The 24,527-nt window shown below is 63.2% G+C and carries 19 protein-coding genes and 1 pseudogene; 10 read left to right on the top strand and 10 right to left on the bottom strand.

From position 1 onward, the window contains the following. Nucleotides 1-269: 269 nt before the first annotated feature. From EJ070_RS13590 to EJ070_RS13570, 5 genes are all read left to right on the top strand, one after another. Nucleotides 270-959, top strand: coding sequence for a GntR family transcriptional regulator (locus EJ070_RS13590; RefSeq protein ID WP_126091812.1), 690 nt, complete (start codon nucleotides 270-272; stop codon nucleotides 957-959). A 455-nt stretch (nucleotides 960-1,414) separates the two neighbouring features. Continuing rightward, nucleotides 1,415-2,770, top strand: a complete 1,356-nt coding sequence (locus EJ070_RS13585; RefSeq protein ID WP_126091811.1) for a glutamine synthetase family protein — start codon at nucleotides 1,415-1,417, stop codon at nucleotides 2,768-2,770. A gap of 343 nt (nucleotides 2,771-3,113) precedes the next feature. After that, nucleotides 3,114-4,181 (top strand): HlyD family efflux transporter periplasmic adaptor subunit, encoded by a 1,068-nt coding sequence (locus EJ070_RS13580; protein WP_126091810.1) that lies wholly within the window; start codon nucleotides 3,114-3,116, stop codon nucleotides 4,179-4,181. Further along, entirely contained in the window at nucleotides 4,178-6,958 is a 2,781-nt protein-coding gene (gene rbbA, locus EJ070_RS13575) for a ribosome-associated ATPase/putative transporter RbbA (RefSeq protein ID WP_189350525.1), read from the top strand. The genes EJ070_RS13580 and rbbA overlap by 4 nt, the downstream gene beginning before the upstream one ends. Continuing rightward, nucleotides 6,958-8,070, top strand: coding sequence for an ABC transporter permease (locus EJ070_RS13570; protein ID WP_126091808.1), 1,113 nt, complete (start codon nucleotides 6,958-6,960; stop codon nucleotides 8,068-8,070). The genes rbbA and EJ070_RS13570 overlap by 1 nt, the downstream gene beginning before the upstream one ends. A gap of 31 nt (nucleotides 8,071-8,101) precedes the next feature. Here the strand turns inward: EJ070_RS13570 and EJ070_RS13565 are convergent, their stop codons facing one another. From EJ070_RS13565 to EJ070_RS13535, 7 genes are all read right to left on the bottom strand, one after another. After that, the gene (locus tag EJ070_RS13565) at nucleotides 8,102-9,091 is read right to left on the bottom strand and encodes an ABC transporter permease (protein WP_126091807.1); all 990 of its coding nucleotides are present in this window, start codon (nucleotides 9,089-9,091) and stop codon (nucleotides 8,102-8,104) included. Beyond that, entirely contained in the window at nucleotides 9,088-10,608 is a 1,521-nt protein-coding gene (locus EJ070_RS13560) for a sugar ABC transporter ATP-binding protein (protein WP_126091806.1), read from the bottom strand. Before EJ070_RS13560 ends, EJ070_RS13565 begins: the two co-directional genes overlap by 4 nt. A 64-nt stretch (nucleotides 10,609-10,672) precedes the next feature. Continuing rightward, nucleotides 10,673-11,662 (bottom strand): substrate-binding domain-containing protein, encoded by a 990-nt coding sequence (locus EJ070_RS13555; protein ID WP_210211978.1) that lies wholly within the window; start codon nucleotides 11,660-11,662, stop codon nucleotides 10,673-10,675. Between the two features lie 85 nt (nucleotides 11,663-11,747). Next, nucleotides 11,748-12,524 (bottom strand): SDR family oxidoreductase, encoded by a 777-nt coding sequence (locus tag EJ070_RS13550; protein WP_126091805.1) that lies wholly within the window; start codon nucleotides 12,522-12,524, stop codon nucleotides 11,748-11,750. A 2-nt stretch (nucleotides 12,525-12,526) separates the two neighbouring features. Then, a complete protein-coding gene (gene dgoD, locus EJ070_RS13545; RefSeq protein WP_126091804.1) occupies nucleotides 12,527-13,699 on the bottom strand; it encodes a galactonate dehydratase in 1,173 nt (390 codons plus the stop codon). Nucleotides 13,700-13,779: 80 nt separating this feature from the next. Beyond that, on the bottom strand, nucleotides 13,780-14,523 hold the full coding sequence (locus tag EJ070_RS13540; protein ID WP_126091803.1) for a FadR/GntR family transcriptional regulator: 744 nt from the start codon (nucleotides 14,521-14,523) through the stop codon (nucleotides 13,780-13,782). Nucleotides 14,524-14,674: 151 nt separating this feature from the next. Beyond that, nucleotides 14,675-15,316, bottom strand: coding sequence for a ThuA domain-containing protein (locus EJ070_RS13535; RefSeq protein WP_126091802.1), 642 nt, complete (start codon nucleotides 15,314-15,316; stop codon nucleotides 14,675-14,677). A gap of 256 nt (nucleotides 15,317-15,572) precedes the next feature. On the opposite strand from EJ070_RS13535, the gene EJ070_RS37035 reads away from it, so the two are divergent. Continuing rightward, nucleotides 15,573-15,998 (top strand): hypothetical protein, encoded by a 426-nt coding sequence (locus EJ070_RS37035; RefSeq protein WP_245464873.1) that lies wholly within the window; start codon nucleotides 15,573-15,575, stop codon nucleotides 15,996-15,998. A 57-nt stretch (nucleotides 15,999-16,055) separates the two neighbouring features. On the opposite strand, the pseudogene EJ070_RS37030 reads toward EJ070_RS37035, so the two are convergent. The 3 genes and pseudogenes from EJ070_RS37030 to EJ070_RS13520 form a co-directional block, all read right to left on the bottom strand. Beyond that, nucleotides 16,056-17,108: pseudogene (locus EJ070_RS37030) on the bottom strand (recombinase family protein); the annotation flags it as partial. Beyond that, complete coding sequence (locus EJ070_RS13525; RefSeq protein WP_126091801.1) at nucleotides 17,105-17,380, bottom strand: hypothetical protein; 276 nt, start codon at nucleotides 17,378-17,380, stop codon at nucleotides 17,105-17,107. The gene EJ070_RS13525 and the pseudogene EJ070_RS37030, both read right to left, overlap by 4 nt. A 315-nt stretch (nucleotides 17,381-17,695) precedes the next feature. Further along, nucleotides 17,696-18,391: a hypothetical protein gene (locus EJ070_RS13520; RefSeq protein WP_126091800.1), complete on the bottom strand. Its 696-nt coding sequence runs from the start codon at nucleotides 18,389-18,391 to the stop codon at nucleotides 17,696-17,698. Between the two features lie 135 nt (nucleotides 18,392-18,526). On the opposite strand from EJ070_RS13520, the gene EJ070_RS13515 reads away from it, so the two are divergent. The 4 genes from EJ070_RS13515 (at nucleotide 18,527) to EJ070_RS13500 (ending at nucleotide 24,373) form a co-directional block, all read left to right on the top strand. Next, nucleotides 18,527-18,754, top strand: a complete 228-nt coding sequence (locus EJ070_RS13515) for a helix-turn-helix transcriptional regulator (RefSeq protein ID WP_210211986.1) — start codon at nucleotides 18,527-18,529, stop codon at nucleotides 18,752-18,754. 417 nt (nucleotides 18,755-19,171) lie between these two features. After that, nucleotides 19,172-22,465 carry an AAA family ATPase gene (locus EJ070_RS13510; RefSeq protein WP_126091799.1) on the top strand — a complete coding sequence of 1,098 codons (3,294 nt, stop codon included), beginning with the start codon at nucleotides 19,172-19,174 and terminating at the stop codon, nucleotides 22,463-22,465. A gap of 535 nt (nucleotides 22,466-23,000) precedes the next feature. After that, entirely contained in the window at nucleotides 23,001-23,267 is a 267-nt protein-coding gene (locus EJ070_RS13505; protein ID WP_126091798.1) for a hypothetical protein, read from the top strand. Further along, nucleotides 23,264-24,373: a mandelate racemase/muconate lactonizing enzyme family protein gene (locus EJ070_RS13500; RefSeq protein ID WP_126091797.1), complete on the top strand. Its 1,110-nt coding sequence runs from the start codon at nucleotides 23,264-23,266 to the stop codon at nucleotides 24,371-24,373. The genes EJ070_RS13505 and EJ070_RS13500 overlap by 4 nt, the downstream gene beginning before the upstream one ends. Nucleotides 24,374-24,527: the final 154 nt, after the last annotated feature.

The raw sequence follows: 24,527 nt of genomic DNA, 5'->3' as shown, positions 1-24,527 counted from the left end.
CCTTCCTTCCAGCTGAACGACGGGAATCTCGTCGGCTCGGAGGTCGAGGTGCGCCTTGCCGGCAGGCGCTTCGAGGTCCGGGTCACCTGGAATCGCTTCGCACGCATGATGCCCGCTCCGTTGGGTCAGCCGGGACACCGCCCTGGCCTCACTTGCCGCGGCGCGCGTTAACCGTCTATCGTGCGGCTCGAAAATCGCCAGCCAAGCATCCCCGGCGGCGGATTGCTTGACGAAACGGATTTCAGGGCGGACGAAGCAGCGCATAGCCAATGGCCGACAAAACACAATTCGGACTGACTGCCCTCGACACGATACCCCTGCATGAGAAAGTCTATCTGGAACTGGTGCGGGCGCTGATGTCGGGTCAGTTCCAGCCCGGCCAGAAGCTGACTTCGCGCAAGCTCGCCAAGGAGCTCGGCACCAGCGACATGCCGGTGCGCAGCGCCTTCATGAGGCTGCAGGCACTCAGGGCGCTGAGCCCGATGCCGAACGGCAGCGTCGAGGTGCCGATGATCTCGGCCGATCGTTTCCAGCAGTTGACCGATGTGCGCACGATCCTCGAAGGCACGGCCACCGAACTCGCGACAAAACGCATCAACGGCAACAATCTGCGCGCCATCCGTCGCCACTGCACCGAGCTCACCCAGGCCGCCCGCAGCGGCGACATCGACGATTATCTGCGCAAGAACCACGACTTCAAATTCTCGATCTACCGCCACTGCGGCAATGAGCAGATGATCTTCCTGATCGAGACGGTGTGGATGCAGGTGGGGCCTTTCCTCCGGAACCTGCGCATCGGCTTCGAGGACGACCTCGCCGGCATTCTCGGCATCGACTATCACGAGGAAGCCGTCGCGGCGATCGAGGCTGGCGACGGCAAGCGGGCACGCGCGGCCATCGTGCGCGACATCGACGAGGGGGCCGCGCATATTCTCAAGCAGATCAGGTTCCCTCATTAGGAAGCCTTCGAGATTTGGGTGAAAGCGCGCCAACCTCGTCATTCCAGGGCGGAGCAGGAGCGCAGCTCCGTCGCGGAGACCCTGGAATCCATGCCGTTACCTTGGCCGTGGAGTACAGCGGAGCAGAATTCTGGAACGCAGCGGCGCCTTTATGTCACGGCATGGATTCTCGGGTCTGCGCCGCGTCGCTGCGCTCCTTGCTCCGCCCGAGAATGACGAAGATAAGGCTTCGGCCCAATTCTCAAATCCTGACTTGGCTTTCCTTCACTCGCCAGCTATGTTGCGATCGCAGATCGCACAATATGGACCCGAAATGCCGCCCGATATCCCAGCTAGTGAATTGAAAAAATGAAGGAACCTCGCCTGGATCCCCTCCAGGACGGTCTTCAGGAACTCATAAGCTGCAAAATGGATATCGTAGCCGAAATGGCTACAGAAGAACCAGGGGCTGGAAATTGGGCGATGCAATTGCGGACGTTTTGAACTGGCTTGAAAGCAGGAACGACATCCAGAGCCTGCGGGCGGCTGTGTGCGACCTGAACGGCATCATGCGCGGCAAGCGCATTCCGGTCGAGCAGGCGCGCAAGGCACTCGAAGGCAAGCTGCGCATGCCCTATTCGGCGATCGGGCTCGACATCTGGGGCGAGGACATCGAAGGCAACGCCCAGGTCTTCTCGACCGGCGACGCCGACGGGCTTTGCCAGTGGACAGGACGCGGCATCCTGCCGGTCAACTGGACAGCGCATCCGACGGCGCTGTTGCCGCTATGGCTGGCGGACGATGCCGGCGCGCCCTATCTCGGCGACCCGCGCCGCGCGCTGGCCCGCATCCTCGACCGCTATGCCGCGCTTGGCCTGACGCCGGTTACCGCCACCGAGCTGGAATTCTACCTCGTCGACTTGACGTCGCAGCGGCCTGTCGGTCCGGTTTCACCGGTCACCGGGCGGCGTCTCGATTCCGACGCGGCGCTTTCGATCGACGAGATCGACGATTTCGAGGCCTTCATCCACGACATCTACGAAGCTTGCCGCATGCAGGGAATTCCGGTCGACACCGCGATCGCCGAGAACGGCGTCGGCCAGTTCGAGATCAACCTCAACCATGTGCCGGACGCCTTGCGGGCCGCGGACGACGCCGTGCTTTTCAAGCGCACCGTGAAGGGCATCGCCCGCAAGCACGGCTTTGCCGCCTGCTTCATGGCCAAGCCCTATGGCGAACGCGCCGGCAACGGTTTTCACGTCCATTTCAGCGTCCTCGACAAGGAAGGCCGCAATATCTTCGACGACGGCAGCGACCAGGGCTCGGAAACCATGCGCCATGCCGTCGGCGGCCTGCTCGCAGCCATGGCCGAAAGCACGCTGGTGTTCGCGCCGCATTTCAATTCCTACCGGCGGCTGCGTCCACGTTCCTACGCGCCGACCGCCGTTGCCTGGGGCTACGAAAACCGGATGGTGGCGATTCGCATTCCGGGCGGCCCGTCCGCCGCGCGCCGCATCGAGCATCGCGTCTCCGGCGCCGACGCCAACCCCTATCTGGTGCTGGCGGCCATCCTGGGCGCCGCGCTGATCGGTATCGAGCGGCAGCTCTCGCCCGGCGAGCCGACCGGCGGCGAGGGACAAGGGCTGACGCTCGCCAAGCTGCCGCCGGATTGGGCCTCGGCCATCGCCGCCTTCGAGACCGGCAAGCGCGTCGCCGAAATCTTCCCGGCCGTGCTGCGCGACGCCTTCGTTGCCTGCAAGCGCCAGGAACTCAATACCTTCGCGCTCAATGTCAGCGACTTCGAGATCGAGACCTATCTCGAAAGCGTCTAATGTATGTCGCCCAAAAGTGCGCAGCGGTTTTGGGAGAACGACATGCATCAAACCAAAGACTTAAAAGCGCGTCGCCTGAATCCGTTTCGTCGCGACGCGCTTTAAGCCGGCTCCCACGGCGCATCGGGCACTTCCCTCAAAGGTCCGTTCCGCACCGCCGCTATGCTTTCTCCCGCGATTGATGCGGATCAAGGTCGCCATGCCGGGCCTCTGTTTTGGTCTCGTTCGCCTCGTAGCCCCGAACGGAGTCCCTCGCCATGGTCGGCATCAAGTTGAGCCCTGAACAGATCCATTCAGCGCCGCCCGCGCTCTTCGGCGCGTCGCGCAACGCGGGAGGCAGCCTATGAAGGGCGCTCGGCGGTGGCTGCCTCCCATTATTCTGATCGCCCTCGCGGCAGCCGGCTACTACGCATGGCAGCGGTCCGAGGACGGGGCGTTGCCGCAAGGCATCGCCAGCGGCAACGGCCGCATCGAGGCGGTTGAAATCGACGTCTCGACGAAGGCCGCGGGGCGGATCAAGGAGATCCTGGTCGGCGAAGGCGATTTGGTCAAAGCCGGCCAAGTGCTTGCCCGCATGGATACCGTGCAGCTCGAGGCGCAGCGCCGCCAAGCCGAGGCGCAGCTTCAGCGCGCCACCATCGGGGTCGAGACCGCCGGCAGCCTGGTGACGCAACGCGAAGCCGAAAAGACGGCAGCGGCCGCTGTCGTCGCGCAGCGCGAAGCCGAGCTCGACGCCGCCGAGCGGACCCTGGCGCGCTCTCAGCAGCTCGCGGTCAACAACACCGTCTCCCAGCAAGTCCTGGACAACGACCGTGCCGCCGAACAGAGCGCGAAGGCCGCCGTTGCCGCGGCGCAGGCCCAGCTCGCCGCCAGCGAGGCGGCAATCAACGCGGCGCGGGCACAGGTGGTCGATGCCAAGGCCGCGGTCGACGCCGCGCAGGCCGCGATCGAAAGCATTGCCGCCGATATCGACGACGCCACGCTGGAATCGCCGCGCGACGGACGCGTCCAATTCCGGGTAGCGGAACCCGGCGAGGTGCTCGCTGGCGGCGGACGCGTGCTCAACCTCGTCGACCTTGGCGATGTCTACATGACCTTCTTCCTGTCGACCGCGCAGGCTGGACGCGTCGCGATCGGCTCTGAGGTGCGCCTCGTGCTCGATGCGGCGCCGCAATACATCATCCCCGCCAAGGTAACCTTCGTCGCGGACGTCGCGCAGTTCACGCCCAAGACTGTCGAGACGGAGGAAGAGCGCCTGAAACTCATGTTCCGGGTCAAGGCGCACATCTCACCGGAGCTGCTTCGCAAATATATCCAGCAGGTCAAGACCGGGCTGCCCGGCGTGGCCTATGTGCAGCTCGATCCGCAGGCGCAATGGCCGGCCGGCGTCCAAGGAAAGCTTGTGCAATGAATGCTCTGGCTGACAGCGCCGCAGCCTTCTCGTCAGGGCAGGTCGCGCGGCTGGAGAATGTCGGCCAGGTCTTTGGAAAAGTCAGGGCTCTCGATGCCATAACGCTCGACTTCCCCGCCGGCTGCATGGTCGGCCTGATCGGGCCGGACGGCGTCGGCAAATCCAGCCTGCTTTCCCTGATCGCCGGAGCGCGGACGATACAGCAGGGGCATATCGAGGTGCTGGGCGGCGACATGGCCGACCTCCGCCACCGGCAGAGCGTCTACCCCAGGATCGCCTATATGCCGCAAGGTCTCGGCAAGAACCTCTATCCGACGCTGTCGGTCTTCGACAACATCGATTTCTTCGGCCGCCTTTTCGGACACGACCGGCAGGAGCGGGAGCGCCGCATCGGCGAGCTTCTGAGGCGCACCGGGCTTGCGCCTTTCGCCGATCGCCAGGCCGGCAAGCTTTCGGGCGGCATGAAGCAGAAGCTCGGCCTCTGCTGCGCCCTCATCCACGATCCGGACCTCTTGATCCTGGACGAGCCGACCACCGGCGTCGACCCGTTGTCGCGCCGCCAGTTCTGGGAACTGATCGGCGAGATTCGCAAGAGCCGCGACGGCATGAGCGTCATCATCGCGACGGCTTATATGGAGGAGGCATCCCGCTTCGACTGGCTGGTGGCCATGGATGGAGGCCGGGTGCTCGCGTCCGGAACCCCGTCCGACCTGCTCGAAAGGACGGGCACACCCGATCTCGACGCGGCTTTCATCGCCCTGCTCCCTCCGGAGAAACGCGACGGACATGAGGCTGTCGTGATCCCTCCGCGGCCCGCCGGTGCCGACGGTGTATCCGCCATCGAGGCTGAACATCTTACCATGCGCTTCGGCGATTTCACCGCTGTCGACGACGTGAGCTTCCGCATCGGCCGAGGCGAAATCTTCGGCTTCCTGGGCTCGAATGGCTGCGGCAAGACGACCACCATGAAGATGCTGACCGGGCTGCTCGAGCCGAGCGAGGGCAAGGCACGGCTGTTCGGACGCGAGATCGACCCGCGCGACATCGAAGTGCGGCGGCGTGTCGGCTACATGTCTCAGGGATTCTCCCTCTACTCGGAACTGACGGTTCGGCAAAACCTCGATCTGCATGCCCGCCTCTTCGGCATGGCCGACGCCGCGATCCCATCCCGCGTCGAGGAGGTCGCGCGGCAGTTCGGTCTGGCCGACAATGTCGACACGCTGCCCGAAGCGCTGCCGCTCGGCATCCGCCAGCGGCTGTCGCTGGCGGTGGCGATGATCCATTCTCCGGAGATACTGATCCTCGACGAGCCGACCTCCGGCGTCGATCCGGTGGCCCGCGACGGGTTCTGGCGGATCCTTGCCGACCTCTCCCGCAAGGGGAACGTGACGATCTTCGTCTCCACGCATTTCATGAATGAGGCGGAGCGCTGCGATCGCATCTCGCTCATGCACGCCGGCAAGGTCCTGATCAGCGACACGCCAGGAGGCATTGTCGGGAGCCGCTCGGCGGCAACGCTGGAAGAAGCCTTTGTCGGATATCTGGAGGAGGCGACAGGGCCCGAGCAACCCGGGGGCTCAGCCGCTGAAACAGCCCCGCTCACCGAAAGCACGCCGCACAGCCGCCCCAAAAAGAGCCGCGCCGACCGTTTCTTCGATCTGCGCCGCATGTTCGCCTACACCCGGCGCGAAGCGCTCGAACTCGTACGCGATCCGATCCGTGCCACGCTGGCTACCATCGGCAGCCTCATCCTGATGTTCGTCGTGGGCTACGGCATCAACATGGACGTCGAGAATCTCTCCTTCGCAGTCCTCGATCGCGACGACACGACGATCAGCCGGGATTATACGCTGCAGATCGCCGGCTCTCGCTATTTCACCGAGAAGACACCCATCGCCGACTATGCCGATCTCGACCGGCGCATGGAGAACGGGGAACTCAGCCTCGCCATCGAAATCCCACCCGGCTTCGGGCGCGATCTTGCGCGCGGCCGCCAGGTCACGATCGGCGCCTGGATCGACGGAGCCATGCCCGCGCGTGCCGAGACCGTTCTGGGCTACGTCTCGGGAATGCATGCCGGCTGGCTTACGCAGAAGGCGCGCGAGCTCTACGGCGACGCCGCCACGGCCAGCGCCTTCCAGCTCGATATCCGCTACCGCTACAACCCCGACGTCCGCAGCCTCGACGCCATCGTTCCGGCCGTTATCCCGATGCTTCTCCTGCTGATCCCGGCGATGCTGGCCGTGCTGAGCGTGGTGCGGGAGAAAGAACTCGGCTCCATCATCAATTTCTACGTCACGCCGGTCACCCGGCTCGAGTTCCTGGTCGGCAAGCAAATCCCCTATGTCGTCCTCGCAATGCTGAACTTCGTGCTGCTGACGATCTTTGCCGCCTTCATTTTCGGCGTGCCGCTGACTGGCAGCCTTCCGGCTTTCGCCGCCGCGGCCCTTCTCTATGTGATGGCCACGACGGCAATGGGGCTTTTTCTGTCGACCTTCATGAGGAGCCAGATCGCGGCAATCTTCGGAACCGCGCTGCTTACCATGATCCCCGCCACCCAATATTCGGGCATGATCGATCCGGTGTCGTCGCTTCAGGGTGCGGGCGCGTTGATCGGCCGAATCTATCCGACCACCTATTTCGTGACGATCTCGCGCGGCGTCTTTTCCAAGGCGCTCAGCTTTGCCGACCTGTCCGGCTCGTTCGTGCCGCTGCTCGTCGCCATTCCGGTGCTGCTCGGCCTCGGAGCGGCCTTCTTGAGAAAACAGGCCCGCTAATGCGCATCGCCAACATATACAACCTCGGCATAAAGGAACTGCGCGGCCTTGTGCGGGACCCGATGATGCTTGTGCTGATCGTCTATGCCTTCACCGCCGCCATCTACACCGCTTCCAAGGCGATGCCGGAGACGCTCAATCACGCTCCGATCGCCATCGTCGACGAGGATCAGTCGCCGGTTTCATCGCGTATCGTCACGGCATTTTATCCGCCTTACTTCACCGCGCCGCTGCTTATCTCCCAGCCCGAGATGGACAGCCGCATGGATTCGGGCACGGATACTTTCGCGCTGGACATTCCGCCGAACTTCCAGCGCGATCTCCTTGCCGGCCGCTCGCCAACGGTTCAGCTCAACATCGACGCCACCCGTATGTCGCAGGCCTTTACCGGCGGAGGTTATATCCAGTCGATTGTTTCCGGAGAGGTGGACGAGTTCCTGAACCACTACCGCTCCAAGGCTTCCCTGCCGGTCAACCTCGACCTGCGGGCGCGCTTCAACCCCGAACTCAACAAGGGCTGGTTCGGTGCCGTCACCGATGCGATCTCCTCCATCACGATGCTTTCGATCGTGCTCACCGGTGCGGCGCTGATACGCGAGCGCGAGCACGGGACGATCGAGCATCTCCTGGTGATGCCGGTTACCCCGTTCGAAATCATGACAAGCAAAATCTGGTCGATGAGCATCGTTGTCCTCCTAGCGTCCGGCCTTGCGCTCGTCTTCGTCATCCAGGGACTGCTGTCGGTCCCGATCAACGGATCGATCGCGCTCTTCATGGTGGGCGCGGCCCTCGACATAATCGCCATGACCTGCCTGGGGATATTCCTAGCCACCGTCGCCGGCTCCATGCCGCAATTCGGCTTGCTGCTGATGATGGTGCTCCTGCCCTTGCAAGTGCTGTCCGGCGGCGTGACTCCGCGCGAGAGCATGCCGCTCGCTATCCAGGCCATCATGTTCGCCGCGCCCAACACGCATTTCGTCATGCTGGCCCAGGCGGTCCTTTTCCGCGGCGCGGGCCTCGATGTCGTCTGGCCGCAGCTTGCGGCGCTGTTGATCATCGGCATACTGCTGTTTGCGTTCTCACTCTGCCGCTTCCGTCAGTTCCTGAAATAGAACCGGAATCTCCACGCTTGAACGGCAAGGGCTACTCTCCCGACCGCGCCCGCTGGCGCTCCTGGACGATGACCGCCAGGATCAGCAGCGCGCCCTTGGCGAGCAGTTGGTAGAAGGTCGGCACGCTGGTCAGGATCATGCCGTTGTTGAGGACGCCGATGATCAGCACCCCCAACATGGCGCCGATGATAGTGCCCTTGCCGCCCTGCAGCGCGCAGCCGCCGAGGATCGCGGCGGTGATGGCCTCGAGCTCGAGCCCCTGGCTGCCGGAGGCCGGCTGCCCCGACATGGTGCGGCTGGCGAGCACCAGGCCCGCCACCGCCGCGGCGAAGCCGCTCATCGCATAGATCGAGATCTGATAGCGGCGGATCGGGATGCCGGCGAGCCGCGCCACGGTCGGGTTGCCGCCGAGCGCATAGATGTTGCGTCCGACGACGGTCTCGCGGGTGAAGACGATGAAGGCCGCCATCGCGGCGATCAGCAACCAGATGGCGAAAGGCAGGCCGAAGAGCGTGCCGATGCCCAACGCGCGCAGGCTGTCACCGGTGATCGGGATCGAGTTGCCGTTGTTCATCAGATAGGCGAGGCCGCGGAATGCCGACATGGTTCCAAGCGTCGCGATCACCGCGTTGACCGGGCCGTAGACGATGATCAGGCCGTTGACGGCGCCCGCCACCAATCCGGCAAGCAGCCCGGCAAGGATGCCGGCCGGGATCGATCCGGTTTCCTGGGCGACGACGGCAAGCACCATGGTGCTCAGGCCGACGATGGAACCGACCGAGATGTCGAGCCCGCCGGAGACGATGACGACGGTCTGCGCCATCGCCAATATGCCGAGGATGGTCACCGCGAGCCCGATATTGATGAGGTTGCGCGGCGTGAAGAAGACGTCGGGCCTCAGCGCGCCGAAGATCGCCAGCAGCACGACCAGCGCGATCAGCAGGCTGATGTTCTGCGCGCCGATGCGGCCGAACAGACTTGCCGGCGCGCGCTCGCGGCCGGCGGTCGCGGTATCGGTCACGATACCCTCCTTTCGATTGTCTCTTTGCCCGAGCGCATGGCCAGCGCCAGCACGGCCTCCTCGCTCGCCTCTTGCCACGGGAGCTCACCGCTGATGCGCCCGCTTTGCATCACCAGCACGCGGTCCGCGAGCCCGAGCAGCTCCGGCATCTCGGAGGAGATGAGCAGGATGGCGAGGCCCTGGTCGGCCAGGTTTTCGATGAGCCTGTAGATCTCCGCCTTGGCGCCGACATCGATGCCGCGCGTCGGCTCGTCGAGGATGAGCACGGCCGGCCCCCGCGCTTGCCAGCGCGCGAAGACGACCTTCTGCTGATTGCCGCCGGAAAGCTTGCCGACCGCCTGTTCGATCGACGGTGTCTTGACCCTGAGCTCGGCGACGTGGCGGGCGACCAGCGCGCGCTCGCGCCTGCGACTGAAGAAGCCGTAGCGCGACACCTTGTCGGGCACCACGAGGCTGACATTGTCGCGCACCGCCTGCATGAGAAGCAGCGCTTCCTGCTTTCGGTCCTCCGGCACCAGCCCAATTCCGACCGCGACGGCATCCGCTGGTTCGCGCGGCTTGTAAGGCCGGCCGCCGACCGTCATCTGTCCCGACAGCAGCGGATCGAGGCCGACGATGGCGCGCGCAACTTCCGTCCGTCCGGCGCCGACCAGTCCGCCCAGCCCGACGATCTCGCCGGCCCTCACCTCGAAGCCGATCCCCTGGACGCGACGTGTCGTGACATCTTCCAGCGCCAGCCGGACAGGTCCCAGCGTGCGCTCCTTTCGGTTGAACAGGTCGCTCACCGGACGGCCGACCATCAGCCGTACCATGCGCTGCTCGTCGAGCGCCGCGATCGGCTCGTCGGCGACGCGGCTGCCGTCGCGCATCACCACGCAGCGGTCGGCAAGCTCGATGATCTCGCGCAGCCGGTGCGAAATGTAGATCACGGCGACGCCATCGGCCCTGAGGCGCCGGATGACGCGGAACAGCCGCTGCGCTTCGTCCTCCGTCAAGGACGAGGTCGGCTCGTCGAAGGCGAGCAGCCGCGCGCCCGGTCGCAGCGCGCGCATGATCTCGATCAGCTGCCTGAGCGCCGGGCTCAGGCCATGGCAGCGCTGCCCGGGCGAAAGCACGTCGACCACGCCGAAGGTGCCGAGCAGCTCGAGGCTGCGTCGCTCGAGGTCCGCGCGATCGAGGAACAGCCCTCCACGCGCCTTGATGTCGCCGATGAAGATGTTCTCCGCCACCGTCAGCTCCGGGATGATCTCCGGCTCCTGGTGGATGACCCGGATGCCAGAGCCATGCGCCGCGCGCGGCGAGGTGAGCTGGACCGGATGACCGTCGACCAGAACGCGGCCGCTATCTGGGCGATGCTCGCCCTCCAGCACGCGCATCAGCGTGGATTTGCCGGCGCCGTTCTCGCCGATCAGGGCGGTGATCTCGCCGGCGTTGAAGGCGACCGACACGTCGCGCAGCGCCTGCACGGCGCCGAAGCGCTTGCTGACGCCTTCGACGGAAACGACGGGCGCGGTCATTGGCGGGCGGCCCCGCAAGAAGCCGCCCGCCATGAAGCCACCAGCCATGGGGCCGAAGGAAAGCCTAGGACTTGCATCCGAGCGTATCCTTGAACTTGGCGAAGTTCTCGCCGCTGATCAGGGTGGCGTCCTGGAAATAGTCCTTCTGCATCTCTTTGCCGTTGGCCTGGTCGTAAAGCGCCTGGATGGCGGCCGCGCCATGCTTGGCGCTGTCCAGCCACATCGTGCCGCGGAAGCCCGAGGGCTTGCCGGCGCCGAAGGCCTCGCAGGAACGGGAACCGTCGATGCCGATGCCGATGACATTTTCAGGCTTCATGCCGGCATTCTCGGTGGCGCGCACGCCGCCGAGCACGCCGTCGTCGTTGCAGGAGAAGAAGATCCACTTCTCGGCGTCGGGATTGGCCGTCAGCGTCGTCGACACCACGTCGATCGAGTTGACCATAGTGTTGTCGTAGGGGATCGAGACGATGCGCGACTTGATCTCCGGGATCGCCGCCACCAGTGCCTCCTCGGCGCCCTTGTTGCGGCGCATGCAGGTGTCGGCCTTCTGGTCCTCGATCGAGCCGACACGCACTTTGGAAAGGTCCTTGTCCCAACCTTCGGCCTTGGCGATGCGGGCGATCTCGCCGCCGACCTGCTTGCCGATGTTGAGCGCGTTCATGCCGACATAGGCGACCGGCGTGCCGTCGGCGAAGGCGATGTCGTCGTCGACTGCGATCAGGCCGATCTTGGCGGCCTTCGCCTTGTCGGCGACGACCGGGCCGAGCGAGCGATCCGGCACCACCACGGCGATGCCCTTGACGCCGTCGCCGACGTAAGTGTCGAAGGTGGTGACGGCGAGGTTAGCGTCGAACTGGACGTCCTGGACAAGCAGGTCGACGCCGAGCTCGGCGGCTTTGTCCTTGGCGCCTTTCACCTCGCGCACGAACCAGGGATGGTCGCCCATCTTGTTGATGTAGCCGAACTTCATCTTGTCCTGCGCGCCGGCGCCGTGGACCGTCAGCGCGACGGCAGCGGTCGCGGCCGCAACCAGGCATGCCCTGATCATTTTCATGGTTTTCCTCCCTGTCGATCCCGGGCCGGTGGGACGTGATCTGCTTTGAAGACGTTTTCCGGCGACCGGCCGCCGGTGCGAAACCTCATTCGTGGTAGAGAACCGAGCGCCCGCCATCGATGACGATGCAGGCCGCGTTGATGAACGGCGCCTCGTCGGAGCCGAGGAAGACGGCGGTCATAGCCACCTCCTCCGGCCGACCGATGCGGCGCGGCGGGTGCAGGTCGTAGGTGCGCTGGCGCTCGGCTTGCGGATCGGGAAAGGTGTTCCAGTAATCGACCGCGATCTGCGTCTCGATATAGCCCGGCGCGATCGCGTTCACGCGGATCCCTTCGGCCGCGTATTGGATGCCGAGCGACCGCACCAGGCCGAGCAGCCCGTGCTTGGCGACCGGATAGGGAAAGGTCGACGGGATGATCGCGAAGGAATGGCAGGACGCGATGGCGACGACCGCGCCCTGCTTCTGACCGCGCATCGTCGGCAACACCGCGCGTGTCGAATACCAGACGCCGTCGAGATCGACGGCAAAGCAGCGCCGCCATTCCGCCTCGGTGGTTTCCAGAGGCTCGTGGAATACGTTGATGCCGGCATTGGCGACCAGCACGTCGATCCGGCCAAAAGCGCCGAGCGTCCGCTCGGCCATCGCCTCGCAGGATCCGCTGTCGGCGACGTCTGTCTCGACGAAGAGCGCCCGTGCCCCGCTTTCGATCAGAGAAGCGGCAACGCTCTTTCCGCTGGCCGCATCCTTTTCCGCCACGACGATCGCCGCGCCTTCCGCCGCCATGGCGCGCGCCGTCGCCTCGCCGATGCCGCGGCCCGCGCCGGTGATGATCGCCACCTTATCTTGGAGACGCCCGGCCATCGTCACCAGTCCACGATGGTGCCGTCGGCGAGCACGGCATTGGTGGTGTGCATGACTTCCGGCTTGTAGGGATGCCGGTCGGCGACCGCCTCGTCGACCTCGACGCCGAGCCCCGGCGCGTCCGGCACCTGCCAGCAGCCGTCGACCATGCGGATCGGCCCCTTCACCACCTCGAAATACCAGGGCACAGCGCCGACCATCTCTTCCTGGATCAGGTGGTTGGGTGTGGAGACGGCGAAGTGCAGCGCCGCCGCCCCGGCGATCGGACCAAGCGGATTGTGCGGCGCAACGCCGACGGAGACCGCCTCGGCCATCGCGGCGATCTTCTTCGCCTCGAGCAGGCCGCCGCAATGGCAGATGTCCGGCTGCACGATATCGGCCGCCCTTGCCCGAAAGAGATCGTCGAATTCGGGACGGTCGACCAGCCGCTCGCCGGTGGCGATCGGCACGCGCGACTTGGCGGCGAGCTGCGCCAGCGCGCCGGTCTCGCCCGGCGGCAGCGGCTCCTCGACGAACATCGGCCGGTGCGGCGCAAGCGCGTCGATATAGGCGAGGGCGGTCGAGGCCGAAGCGGGACGGCCGTGGAAGTCGACCATGATTTCCACTTCCGTCCCAACCGTCTTGCGCAGTGTCTCCATGAGGCGGCCGACTTTGTCGACCTCGACAAGTGGGGCGTGATAGTGGCTGTAGGGAATGAAGACGGCCTTCAGCGCGCGATAGCCCCTGGCCACCACCTCGGAGGCGCGCTGCACCAGCGGCTCGGCATCGAGCGTTTCATAGACCGCGCGCATGTCGCCGAGGCCGAGATGGGTATAGACCTTGACCCGGTCGCGCACCTTGCCGCCGGTGAGCCGCCAGACTGGCTGACCTAGCCATTTGCCGAAAATGTCCCACAGCGCCAGCTCGATGCCGGAAACCGCCGACATGCCGATGACGCCCAGGCGCCAGAACGAGTGCTTCTTGAGGATGCGCACGGCCTGCTCGATGTCGCGCGGATCGCGGCCGATCAAAAGCGGCGCCAGGTCGTTGACGGCGCCGACGACGGCCTGGGTCTTCCATTCCAGCGTCGCCTCGCCCCAGCCGTAGAGGCCTGGCTGATCGGTTTCGATGCGCACGAACACCCAGTTGCGCATATCCGCGTTCACGACGCGCGTGGTGATCGCGACGATTCTCAAGCGCAACTCCTCCCAGACGGCACTTAGATCATACGAAACCGAGTTATCATACGATCTAAAATGGCGTCAAGGCAGAAACGTCAGCCCTTTGCGTGAAGGTCGTCGGCGGCGATGTCGAGCAGTCGGTTCATGGCGGCTCGGGCGCCGGCGGTGTCGCGGACGCGGATCGCCTCCAACACCGCGACATGCGCCGACAGCGCGCGTGACTGCGCCTCCATCAAGGGGTTGGTGACGAGAAAGGTGGCGCGCAGAGCCGCCTCCAGCATGCCGACCAGCCCCTTGAGCACGACATTGTGGCTGGCGGCGATCACGCCCTTGTGGAAGGCAAGATCGGCCTGGCAGACCGCGTTGAGATCGTTCGGAATGTTGTCGCGCATCCCATCCACCGCGCGCTCGATCTCGGCAAGATCGGCGGCGGTGGCGCGCCTCGCGGCGAGCTCCGCCGCCGCCGGCTCGAAGATGCGGCGCGCCTCCAGCAGGCCGGAAACCAGCTCTTCATCATCCTGGATGGCGGGATGCCAGCCGAGCACCACAGGGTCGAGCAGGCGCCAGTTGTCGCGCGGCAAAACACGGACGCCGGCCCGACGCCTGGCCTCGACGAGGCCTTTCGCCGACAGCACCTTGACCGCTTCCCTCACCGAAGTACGGCTGACACCCAGCATGGCACAGAGATCGTCCTCGCGCGGCAGGGCGGCGCCGGGAGCATAGTCCCCGCCCAGGATGCGGCTACCCAACATGCTGACGACGGCGTTGTGCACGCTCGCCCCGCCCTGGTCGACCGAAGGCATCCACCCTGTTGCATCCGAAGGAACGATGGTCTCCACGCAATCCTCTCCCGATAGAGCACGCTGTAGCAAGCTGTTGTATGAAAGCTTACGTCTTATGTAAATCACCAATTCATATGATCTATTAAGTAGAGCCGCTAAGGCCGCGACGCACGCATCGGCGCGCAGCGATCGACCTGAGGTCACGGACTCAGCGCGCAGCCCACACCAGCCCGCGGCGCAGGATCGTCCGCATCTGCGGCACTTCGAACTCCTTCGCCACGTGGCCGAGCGACGAATAGAATACACGTCCCTTGCCGTGCCGGCGCTTCCACACAACCGGCATGACGACGCCGTCGATCCACGGCGCGTGTTCGCCCGAAAAGGTGGTGGTCGCCAGCACCTCGTTCGAGGGGTCGACATGCATGTAATACTGCTCGGAGCGGTAGGCGAAATCGTCGATGCCATCCATGATCGGGTCGTCGCGTCGCACGATGTTCACCCGATAGTCGATGATGTTGCCGGGATGCGCGACCCACTGCCCGCCGCACATGAACTGGTAGTCGGTCGATTCGCGGAACGCGTCGCCCATGCCGCCATGATAACCGCCCAGCCCGACGCCGCTTTCGACAGCCTTGGTCAGGTTGGCCTCTTCGGCCTTGGCGAGCTTGGACATGGTGTAGATCGGCACGATCAGGCTGAGCTCGGCAATGGCCGGATCGGCGAATGCCGCGGTCGTGTTCTCCACGCGTACGGCAAAACCTTCCTCCTCGAGCATCGCCTTGACGGCACGCGCTCCGGCTTCGGGTTCGTGCCCTTCCCAGCCGCCCCAGATGATCAACGCCTGCCGCATGTTCTGCTCCTCCTACGTTAGCGCCACGGCCGAACGGTGGCGCGGGGCGCCGAGCGACCATCGCTGCAAAGCTCTGCCGTGTCGAGTTGGAAAGAAACCGCAGGGCGAAAAACAAAAACGGCCCGCGCGAGGCGGGCCGTTTTTGTATTTGGTTGCGGGGACCCGCAACCCCTTTTGTCATAACATCGTCGGACTGTTCATTTCGGTCGGGTTTGGCGAGTTCGAGGATGCCGAACAGCTCGCCGCGTAGCTCGGCATGAACTTCGCCGCGCTTGTTGCCCGGCGTGAGCACGATCTCTCCGATCAACGAGCGCAACGCTTCTGCGGCCCGGCGTCCGTCCTCTTGGTCGGCGAGCGCTTGCGTGAACTGCTCGGCCCGCTTGCGGTAGAGAGCGGCAATATTGGGATGCAGGTCGGGCACGTCTGTGGGCGCCACTGCCAGACGCGCCGTGATCTCAGCCTTCTGCCGCTCCAGGTCTTCCATCCTTGCTTTCATCGAAGGTTGGTAAAGGCCATCCTCGATCGCGGCCATGATGCCGGCGATAGCGCGCTCGACCTTGTCGAGCGCTTTGCGGTCCTGTTCCCCTTGCGCGCGACGCTCCTGGTTCAGGCGGTTGGTCTCCTGGGCAAAGGCTCTGATCGCCTCGGCCACCGCATCGGCCGACACCAGCCTTTCCTTTAGACCGGCGAGGACTCGCTGTTCGATCTTTTCGCGGGTGATGGTGCGGCCGTTGGCGCAGATGCCCCGGCGCTGGTGGTTGAGACAGGCATAGCGGTCGCGCGTGAACAGGCCGTAGCGCCCGCCGCAGCAGCCACAGATGAGCAGGCCGGAAAGGAGGGAGACCGGCCGCTTCATGGTGTGCAGCTTCCTGGCCCGGGCCTTGCGCGTGGCGATCGCCACCGCCTCGAACTGGTTGGCGATGGATTTCTGTCTCTCCTTCACGGCCTGCCACAGTTCGTCCTCGACGACCCTGAGATGCGGCACCTCGGTGCGAATCCATTTGATTGGCGGATTGGCCCGGGAGACGCGTTTGCCGGTAGCAGGATCCTTGACGAAATGCAGGCGGTTCCAGACCAGCACACCGGTATAGAGTTCATTGTTGATGACGCCGGTGCCCCGGATGAGATGCCCGCGCACGCTGGTGTCGCCCCAATGCCGGCCGAGCGGGCCAGGAACGCCCTCCTTGTTGAGATCGACTGCGATCGCCTTCGGGCTCTTCCCGGCGGCAAATTCGCGGAAGATGCGGCGCACGATGGTCGCTTCCTCCGGCACGATTTCTCGGTCGCCGCGAACAGGCTCACCTTCGGAATCGAGTTTCTTCACCACCCGGTAGCCGTAGCACAGTCCGCCTCCGGCCTTGCCCTTCTCCACCCTCCCGCGCAGGCCGCGATGGGTCTTGAGGGCAAGGTCCTTGAGGAAGAGCGCATTCATCGTGCCCTTGAGACCGACATGCAATTCGCTGATCTCGCCCTCGGCCAAAGTGACGATGGCAACGCCGGCGAATTTGAGATGTTTGAAAAGGGTTGCGACATCCGCCTGGTCGCGGCTGATGCGATCGAGCGCCTCGGCCAGCACCACCTCGAAGCAGCCGCGTTGGGCATCGCGGACCAAATGCTGGATGCCCGGCCGTAGCACGGTGCTGGCGCCGGAGATCGCCGCATCCTCAAAGGTTCCCGCCACGCTCCAGCCCTCGCGCGCCGCCTGCTCACGGCACAGCCTCAACTGGTCCTCGATGGAGGCATCCCTCTGGCTGTCGGAGGAATAGCGGGCATAGAGTGCGACACGGGTCATGGCGGCGGATCCTCTCTCTTGTTCCCAAGGGGTTTCCCATCCGGCCCCCTGCCCTCTCCCTCTTGGCGGCCTGGACGATTGTCGTTGGCCGCCAGAACCACCTCGAACGCCTCCCGTGCCAGTTGCCGGCCGATCAGCCGGGCGATGTCCAACACCACCCGATCCACCTTCGCCGCCGCCGTGAGTTCGGGGCGATCTTCCGGGCTGACGAGGTCGCCGTTGTCATTCGCCGGAACCAACGCCTGCGGCCCAGTCATGGTTTCCTCTGCCATCGCGGTCGCTCTCCCAATGGTGGATCGACCTGCCATCAGAGGCCTCCAGATGGCGAAGGAAAGTACGAAGTTCACGTCGTAGGGCCGCAGCGTGCAATAACTTGCGCCGTGCGGTTTCGTCTCCCAGCTAGTCGCTAAGACAGGCGATAGCGCTCAATCAAAGGGACACCGGTTGGCCGGCACTATTGTGCGTTCCAACTGTTTCGGTGAGAGCACTTGCAGACACTCGAACATAACCAGGGGATTCCCTTTGTCGTCTCCGCAATGGGCAGCCAGAGCACACCCACGCGATCGTCGTCATGGAGAAATCCCTGATCAGCCAGCGCTTCCTTTGCACTCCTGATGCCTTTCTCGCGCGCAGGAAGCGATGATGGTTGTCGGATCAATGTGATGGTAGCGGGCAAGGTCATCGAGCACCGACCGGATATGACGCCGGGGGAATTCGTCTGGATCCTCCCAATGTTCACCGTAGCGCAGGATTACCAAGAGCTTAGCCAATACACCTTCAACGGAGCATGCCGGAGTCAGCGGTAGGTCATCCAAAAGCGCCTGTTCCGCCGCTTCCGATCTCTGTATTAGTTCGTCAGTTCTCGAAAACCCGATCTCGGCATCGGTAGCGTCCCAGCGCGCCCGATGTGCAGCTAGATCCGCTAGCGCCCTATCCCATGCCACTTCGTTTTCGGGAGAATAGAGTTCCTCGAGACTCTCGACGGAATGGATCGTCTTTTCCCCGCCGCCGGGAAGCTGCATCTTGGCACAGGGAAAGCCAATCGCTTCGACAAGATATGTCTCCAATCGCTGCTGTTGCCGGCATAGAGCCGAGGTCGAGCGATGAACCTCGTGCCAGCTCTCACACAATCGAAGAGCTGGATCGTCCTGACGGCCCTTGATCGACATATTCTCTCGCGCCCGCGCGCCAAAAGGCCACAGTCCAGCCACCGCAACAAGCTGCGTCATCAGCAGCCGCCGAGTGACGAAAGACAAAGGCGTGGTATTGTCGGAATCAGCCATGATCCGAGCTCCTAGCAGCTAGGGTTGTGGTCAGGCCGGATCGGTGTTGCGTCACCGTTCCGGCCGTTTAGTGCACTCATGAATACAGTTAGAGCAGCATATGAGCAACAAAAATCACCATATTATGGTGATCTTATGACGCCGGTCCAATGTCGGATGGCCCGGGCCGCGCTGGATTGGGGTGTCCTCGATCTTGCTAGAGAAGCGGGTGTTTCAACACAGACGATTGTGCGCCTGGAACGAGGCGAGGCGCTTAAACAGCCTACGCTCGATCGAATACGCGAGGCCTTCGAAGCTGCCGGAGTGGAATTCATTGCAGAGAACGGCGGCGGCCTCGGTGTCCGCATAGCCAAGCGGTCTTAGCGACACCTCAATCGCGCATGCCATGTTTCGAAGCCAGCTAAGTTCGAAGGCATCCTTGGTCGCTTTGCTGACAATTCAGTCTGCAATGGTGCCGCTAGCCGTCGGTCCGGTTTGGCATGCTAAAGGCCCGTAGGCCGACATTCGCCTGGATTGCGCGGGCTGCTCGAGTTTGATCCATTCCGGACGTTCGGTCCCCTTTGTTCGACACCAGGCTCGAGCTTCGAATGGTATCTCATCATGAGTCTTGGTACGATGGCTTCCGAGCGATCGGTCGCAGCGACTTCGGCGCTAGAGCAAGGTCGGAACTAGGAGTCGATGGACATCAAGTTGCATGGCCCACACCATGTCAACAGGCATGCCGCTCAGTGAGACGGTCCGCAATTCGTCCGTCTTAGCCAAGCAATTGGGGAACGCGCTATGCGCGACGTCGCCAAATGGCTGGAGAAACAAGGTCTTGGCGAGTACGTGGAAGCGTTTGCCAAAAACAAGATCGATGGCGATGTGCTGCATAGCCTGACGGGCGATGATCTTAAAGAAATGGGGGTTGCCGCGGTAGGTGATCGGCGCAGACTTCTGAGGGCGATAGCCGGCCTTTCAGTACCTGACACCGGACGGAGCAACGAAGGAGCCACGGAACCGGTCACGTCGGCTGAGCCCTCGCAAGATTTGTCGCCCGAACGTCGGCAGCTTACGGTGATGTTCTGTGACCTGGTGGACTCGACGCGCCTCTCGGTCGAGTTCGATCCCGAGGATGTGGCCAACGCAATACGTGCTTATCACTTAAGTTGCACAAAGATCGTGGCGGGATGGGATGGGCATATCGCCAAGTTCATGGGCGATGGGGTGCTGGCCTATTTCGGCTGGCCGCGCGCCCACGAGGACGATGCTGAGCGCGCCGTCGAGGCGGGCCTTGAACTGACATTCGCAGTCTCAACGTTGGACACCGCGATCGGACGAGCTATCGCGGCTCGCGTCGGTATCGCGACAGGTCTTGTAATGGTCGGTGAAACGACCGGCACTGGAACGGCGCGAGAGCGCGCTGTGGTCGGCGAAACTCCGAATCTGGCTGCGCGGCTGCAGGGCATCGCGGAGTCCGGAACTGTCGTGGTCTCGGCCAGCACGCGGCAGCTTCTCGGCAATCTCTATGAGACTGCCGATCTTGGCGAACATCTCTTGAAGGGATTTCCGGAGCCCGTGCGCGCTTCGCGTATCTTGGGTAAGGCGGCCAGAGAGACACGCTTTGAAGCTCTGCACGGCCGGCTCCACACGCCGCTGATCGGGCGCGACGATGAAGTGGAACTGCTGACAAAGCGATTCCGGCAAGCAGAGGCGGGCGAAGGCCAAGTCGTTCTCGTTTCGGGCGAGCCAGGTATCGGCAAGTCACGCCTCTGTGAAGCTGTGCGAGCAAAGCTACTGGATCGGCCTCATGCGCGCCTGACCTATCAATGCTCGCCCTCACATGCGGACCGAGCGTTTTACCCTCTGGTCATGCAGCTAGAGCAAGCAGCCGACATTCACCCGGAGCTCAATCCGGGCGAAAAGTTGCGAAGGTTGGCGGCGATACTCCCCAAATCTGCCGAGGGAGACGACGCTTTGTTGGTTCTCGCAGCTTTTCTCTCGCTTCCAATGAACCGAGGAGAAGGCGGCTGGCCAAGCCTAGATGCGGTTCAACAGAAGGAACGCACTTTTGATGTGCTTGCGGGCCTTATAGAAGATATCTGCGCCAAAGGTCCATTGATTATCATCTTCGAGGATCTGCACTGGTGTGACCTGTCGACACGCGAGTTTCTCAACCGGCTCGTCGACGGGGTAGAGGCTCTGCCGGTCTTGCTAATCGTCACCTCGCGTCCCGGGATCAGCGTCGCATGGTCCGATCAGCCTCATGTCACGACGCTTGTGTTGAATCGCATAGCCAAGCGCGAGTGCGAGAAAATGATCGGTTCGCTGGCGGACTCTGACTTGCTGCCAGAAAGCATCGTTGAAGAGATTGTGAAGCGGAGCGATGGGATACCTCTCTTTCTCGAAGAGATGGCCAGGACCCTGATTGAGGCACAGAGTCAACCGAGCTCCGCCGGGGCTCTCGAGCGGGGCGTGCCCGCATCACTTCAAGACATGCTGATGGCGCGGCTCGATCGGCTCGCCAGTGGAAAGCGGGTCTATCAGACCGCGGCAGCAATAGGCCGGGAGTTCACGATCGAGCTTCTCGAGCGCGTATGCGATCCCGATGGAGCTGCCCTACAAACTGCTTTGGATGCCTTGGTCGACGCTGGGCTGCTGGTCTTCCGGCAAGCCGCTTCGGGAGCGACCTATGTCTTCAGGCACGCTCTGCTTCAGGATGCGGCCTATGGCAGCTTGCTACGTGACACGCGGAAAGAACTGCACAAGCGTATTGCCGGTGCGCTTACGCAGGCGCGGACCGACGATCCGGCATTGCTTGCGCACCACTACGAGAGAGCAAATGCCTGGGAAGAGGTCCTGAATTGCCGGCTCTTGGCTGCGGCGAAAGCCCAGAGTCGAGGGGCTCGCTGGGAGGCGGCCGAGCATTACCGGCGCGCCATCCACGCCCTCGAACACCTTCCGGACACGGCGGCACACCAAAAAACATACGTAGAGACGGTCCTGGCGCGGGTCAGGTGTGGCAGGCCATACGCGACCAAAGAGGAGCGTGGCGAAGCGCTTCACCAAGTCGACAGGGCAATCGCGTGTGCTGAGGGAGACATCGCGGCCTTGGCGGGGCTGCAGTCCTTCAAAGGCATGGATTGGTTGGAAGAGTCCTTGTTGGTCAGCGCAGAACTACATGCCAGTTTCACGGATACGGCGTGCCAGGCCGAAGTCGCGATGCGCTACGCCATCTTGCTCGGCAATACCGGACGGCTTGAGGAATCACTCGAGAAGATCGAACGGGCTGCGAATCTGTTGAAGGAAGTCGGGGATCTGGAAGAACTTGGGTCCTTCGCCGCAGGTCCCGGCCGCTGCTACAACGCCCGCGCCGGGAGGTTGAAGCGCTCCCTCCAATTTGCGCAGATGGTTCGAGAGATAGCAGCGTCAACCCAAGACGTCGAGGTGCGCTCGTGGGTGGTGATGGAAGCAGAATCTTGGTTTTACAAAGGATTGTGGCAGCGCACGGTGCAGGTCGTCGAGCAGAACCTTTCGACCGCGTGGGAAAACGGGAGATGGAGCGTTGTGTTGTGGTCGTCAGGCTGGGCAGCCATCGCCTGCCTGAAGCTGAACCGGATTTCCGACGCAAGGGCTTTCCTGGATCCGGTGATGAAGACAGTGGCACGGCGGCTGGATGACGATTTCTGCAAGATCTATCCGCACATCGCTTTGAGCCAATTGCACTTGGCAGAAGGGGACGCTGCAGCCGGGCTGCAAGCAGCGGAACGCGCATTGGAGCTCGCGGAGCGCGTAACGGCAAGGCTTGAGATTGGCGCTGCCCGTCGCGCGCTCGGCCAAGCCTACGAGGCCAGTGGCGACCGCCAATCGGCGGACGCGCAGTTCCGCAGAAGTGTCGATCTTCTCCAAACAATCCAGTCTCGTCCTGAACTCGCCCAAAGCCTGCTTGCCTTTGGCAGATTTGAACTTGCCACGAACAGAGGTAACGCGAAGAAATTGCTACACGGCGCACTTGAGCTTTTCAAAGAAATTCAAGCAGACGGATGGATGGCGGAAACCCAAAACGCGCTTCGTCATCGATCTTCTTCAAACTGAACCCAGCACACCACGTCCGCGAAATGATGACAAAGGTGCGACTGTTGACTTTAGAGAAGCGCGAGATACGGCTGCTCATCCGGGTCGAGGCCAGGGAGGTCGGCTTTTGGGGTTCAGCTTGAACGTGCGTACCGACCGAGATTGGGCGCAAAGTGGTCATTTCTGAACCGTCGCGAGCACGACTGGTATGGGTCAGGCCGGCCCTTTCGCACTGGCTTGAGGGCAGCAAGTAGCGCAGGTTAGACATAGGTTACATTAATATCAGGCGCTCATTTTTTTCGTCTACAGCTTTGCCGGAATGACTTCTAGGCTCGGGCGAGGGCAAAGATGGCCGCTGAGGCTGCCTGACGTCCGGCCTCAATGAGAAAACACTCATGGATTTCGCTTCTCCGCTTTCCAGCCGACATACTGCTGTTCCGCCCCCCTCAAGTCGAAGCAACCCCATCGGGGTGGTACCTGACAGGGTCCGGATCTCCTGCTAGTGCCGCTGAAGGGCAACGTCGATTGCGATTGCCTAGTGGTAGGCGGTGGCTGGATGCTGCACGCCGTTCGCCGCTATGCGGATTTAAATCCTGATGCTGCGATGGTTCTCGTTTACGCCGGCCGTGTCGGAAACAACGCCGCCGGACGTTGCATGGGCTTTGCCATCGACCTAGCCCACAATCCGCGCAAGTGCAATTTCGTGGACGACGTCAAACGCAATCTGGATGAACTGACCACTAATATAGACGGTAATGCCTATCTCCGCTCAGCAGTAGAGCAACTGGGCGTCGATTGCTTATTTTTGGAGGTGCCGCAGTGAAGATCAAGGAAATCCACATCTATTCGCACAGTCTGCCCGTCAAGAACGGCCCCTACAGGATTGCAAGCAGTACCGTCCAGGCGCTCGAGACGACCCTGGTGAAAATCGTCACCGACAACGGTCTCTTCGGCTGGGGCGAAACCTGTCCCATCGGCGCCACCTACCAGCCCCAGCACGCGAAAGGTGCCGTCGCCGCGTTGGAGGAAATGGTTCCGGGACTCATCGGTGTCGATCCGCTTCAGCCGCTGGTGTTTCGCCGCAGGATGGACGGCCTTCTCAACGGCCACCACTACGCCAAGGCAGCGTTGGATATCGCCGCATATGACATTCTGGGGAAACAGGTGAACATGCGGGTCGCCGACCTGCTAGGCGGCGTGATGACCGAACGCGTTCCGTCCTTCTACGCATCCGGTCTCGGAGAGCCTGACGAGGTCGCCCACATCGCCGAAGAACGCGCGAACGAAGGCTATCGACGCATGCAGATCAAGATCGGTGGCGCTCGCCCGATCGAAGCCAATATCGAGGTGGTCAGGAAGGTATGGGAGCGCGTAGGCACCCGCATGCGGCTTGCCGTCGACGGCAACCGGTCGTTGACAACGCGGGACACGCTGTGTCTCAGCCGGGAGTGCCTGGACATTCCTTTCATTATCGAACAGCCCTGCAACACGATCGAGGAACTTAAGTCGATCCGCAGTCAGCTTCACCACGCTCTTTACCTCGACGAGAACTGCGAGGATCTGAACACCGTGCTCCGCGCTGTCGGCGATGGCATCTGCGATGGCTTCGGTATGAAGATCACCCGTATCGGCGGCCTGCACGCGATGGCAACGTTCCGCGACATTTGCGAGACCCGTTCAATGCCGCATACCTGCGACGATGCGTGGGGCGGCGACATCATCGCCGCGGCCTGCACCCATATCGGCGCGACCGTACAGCCCAGGCTCCTTGAGGGTGTATGGATCGCCCAGCCTTACGTGGAAGGCAACTACGATCCGGAAAACGGGGTCAAGATCGAGGGCGGCCACATCAAGCTGCCCACCGGGCCGGGCCTCGGGGTGATCCCGGATGAGAGCCTGTTTGGAAAACCCGTGGCGTCTTTCGGCTGATATGATCTCTGACACCACGACCGGCCGCGGGGAGACGATGCCGCATGTCGTCGAGAAAGCGGCGGAAAAGGAAGAAGGTCGTTATCGCCGAAGCCGGGCCGGCGGAGGCTAGAGGCCACGCGAGTCGCCGGCTCTCACAGGCATAACTCAACCG

It is taken from the genome of Mesorhizobium sp. M1E.F.Ca.ET.045.02.1.1, assembly GCF_003952485.1.
GTDB lineage: Bacteria > Pseudomonadota > Alphaproteobacteria > Rhizobiales > Rhizobiaceae > Mesorhizobium.
The sequence above is the reverse complement of the archived record's forward strand: the minus strand, read 5'-3'. Positions and strand labels throughout refer to the sequence as shown.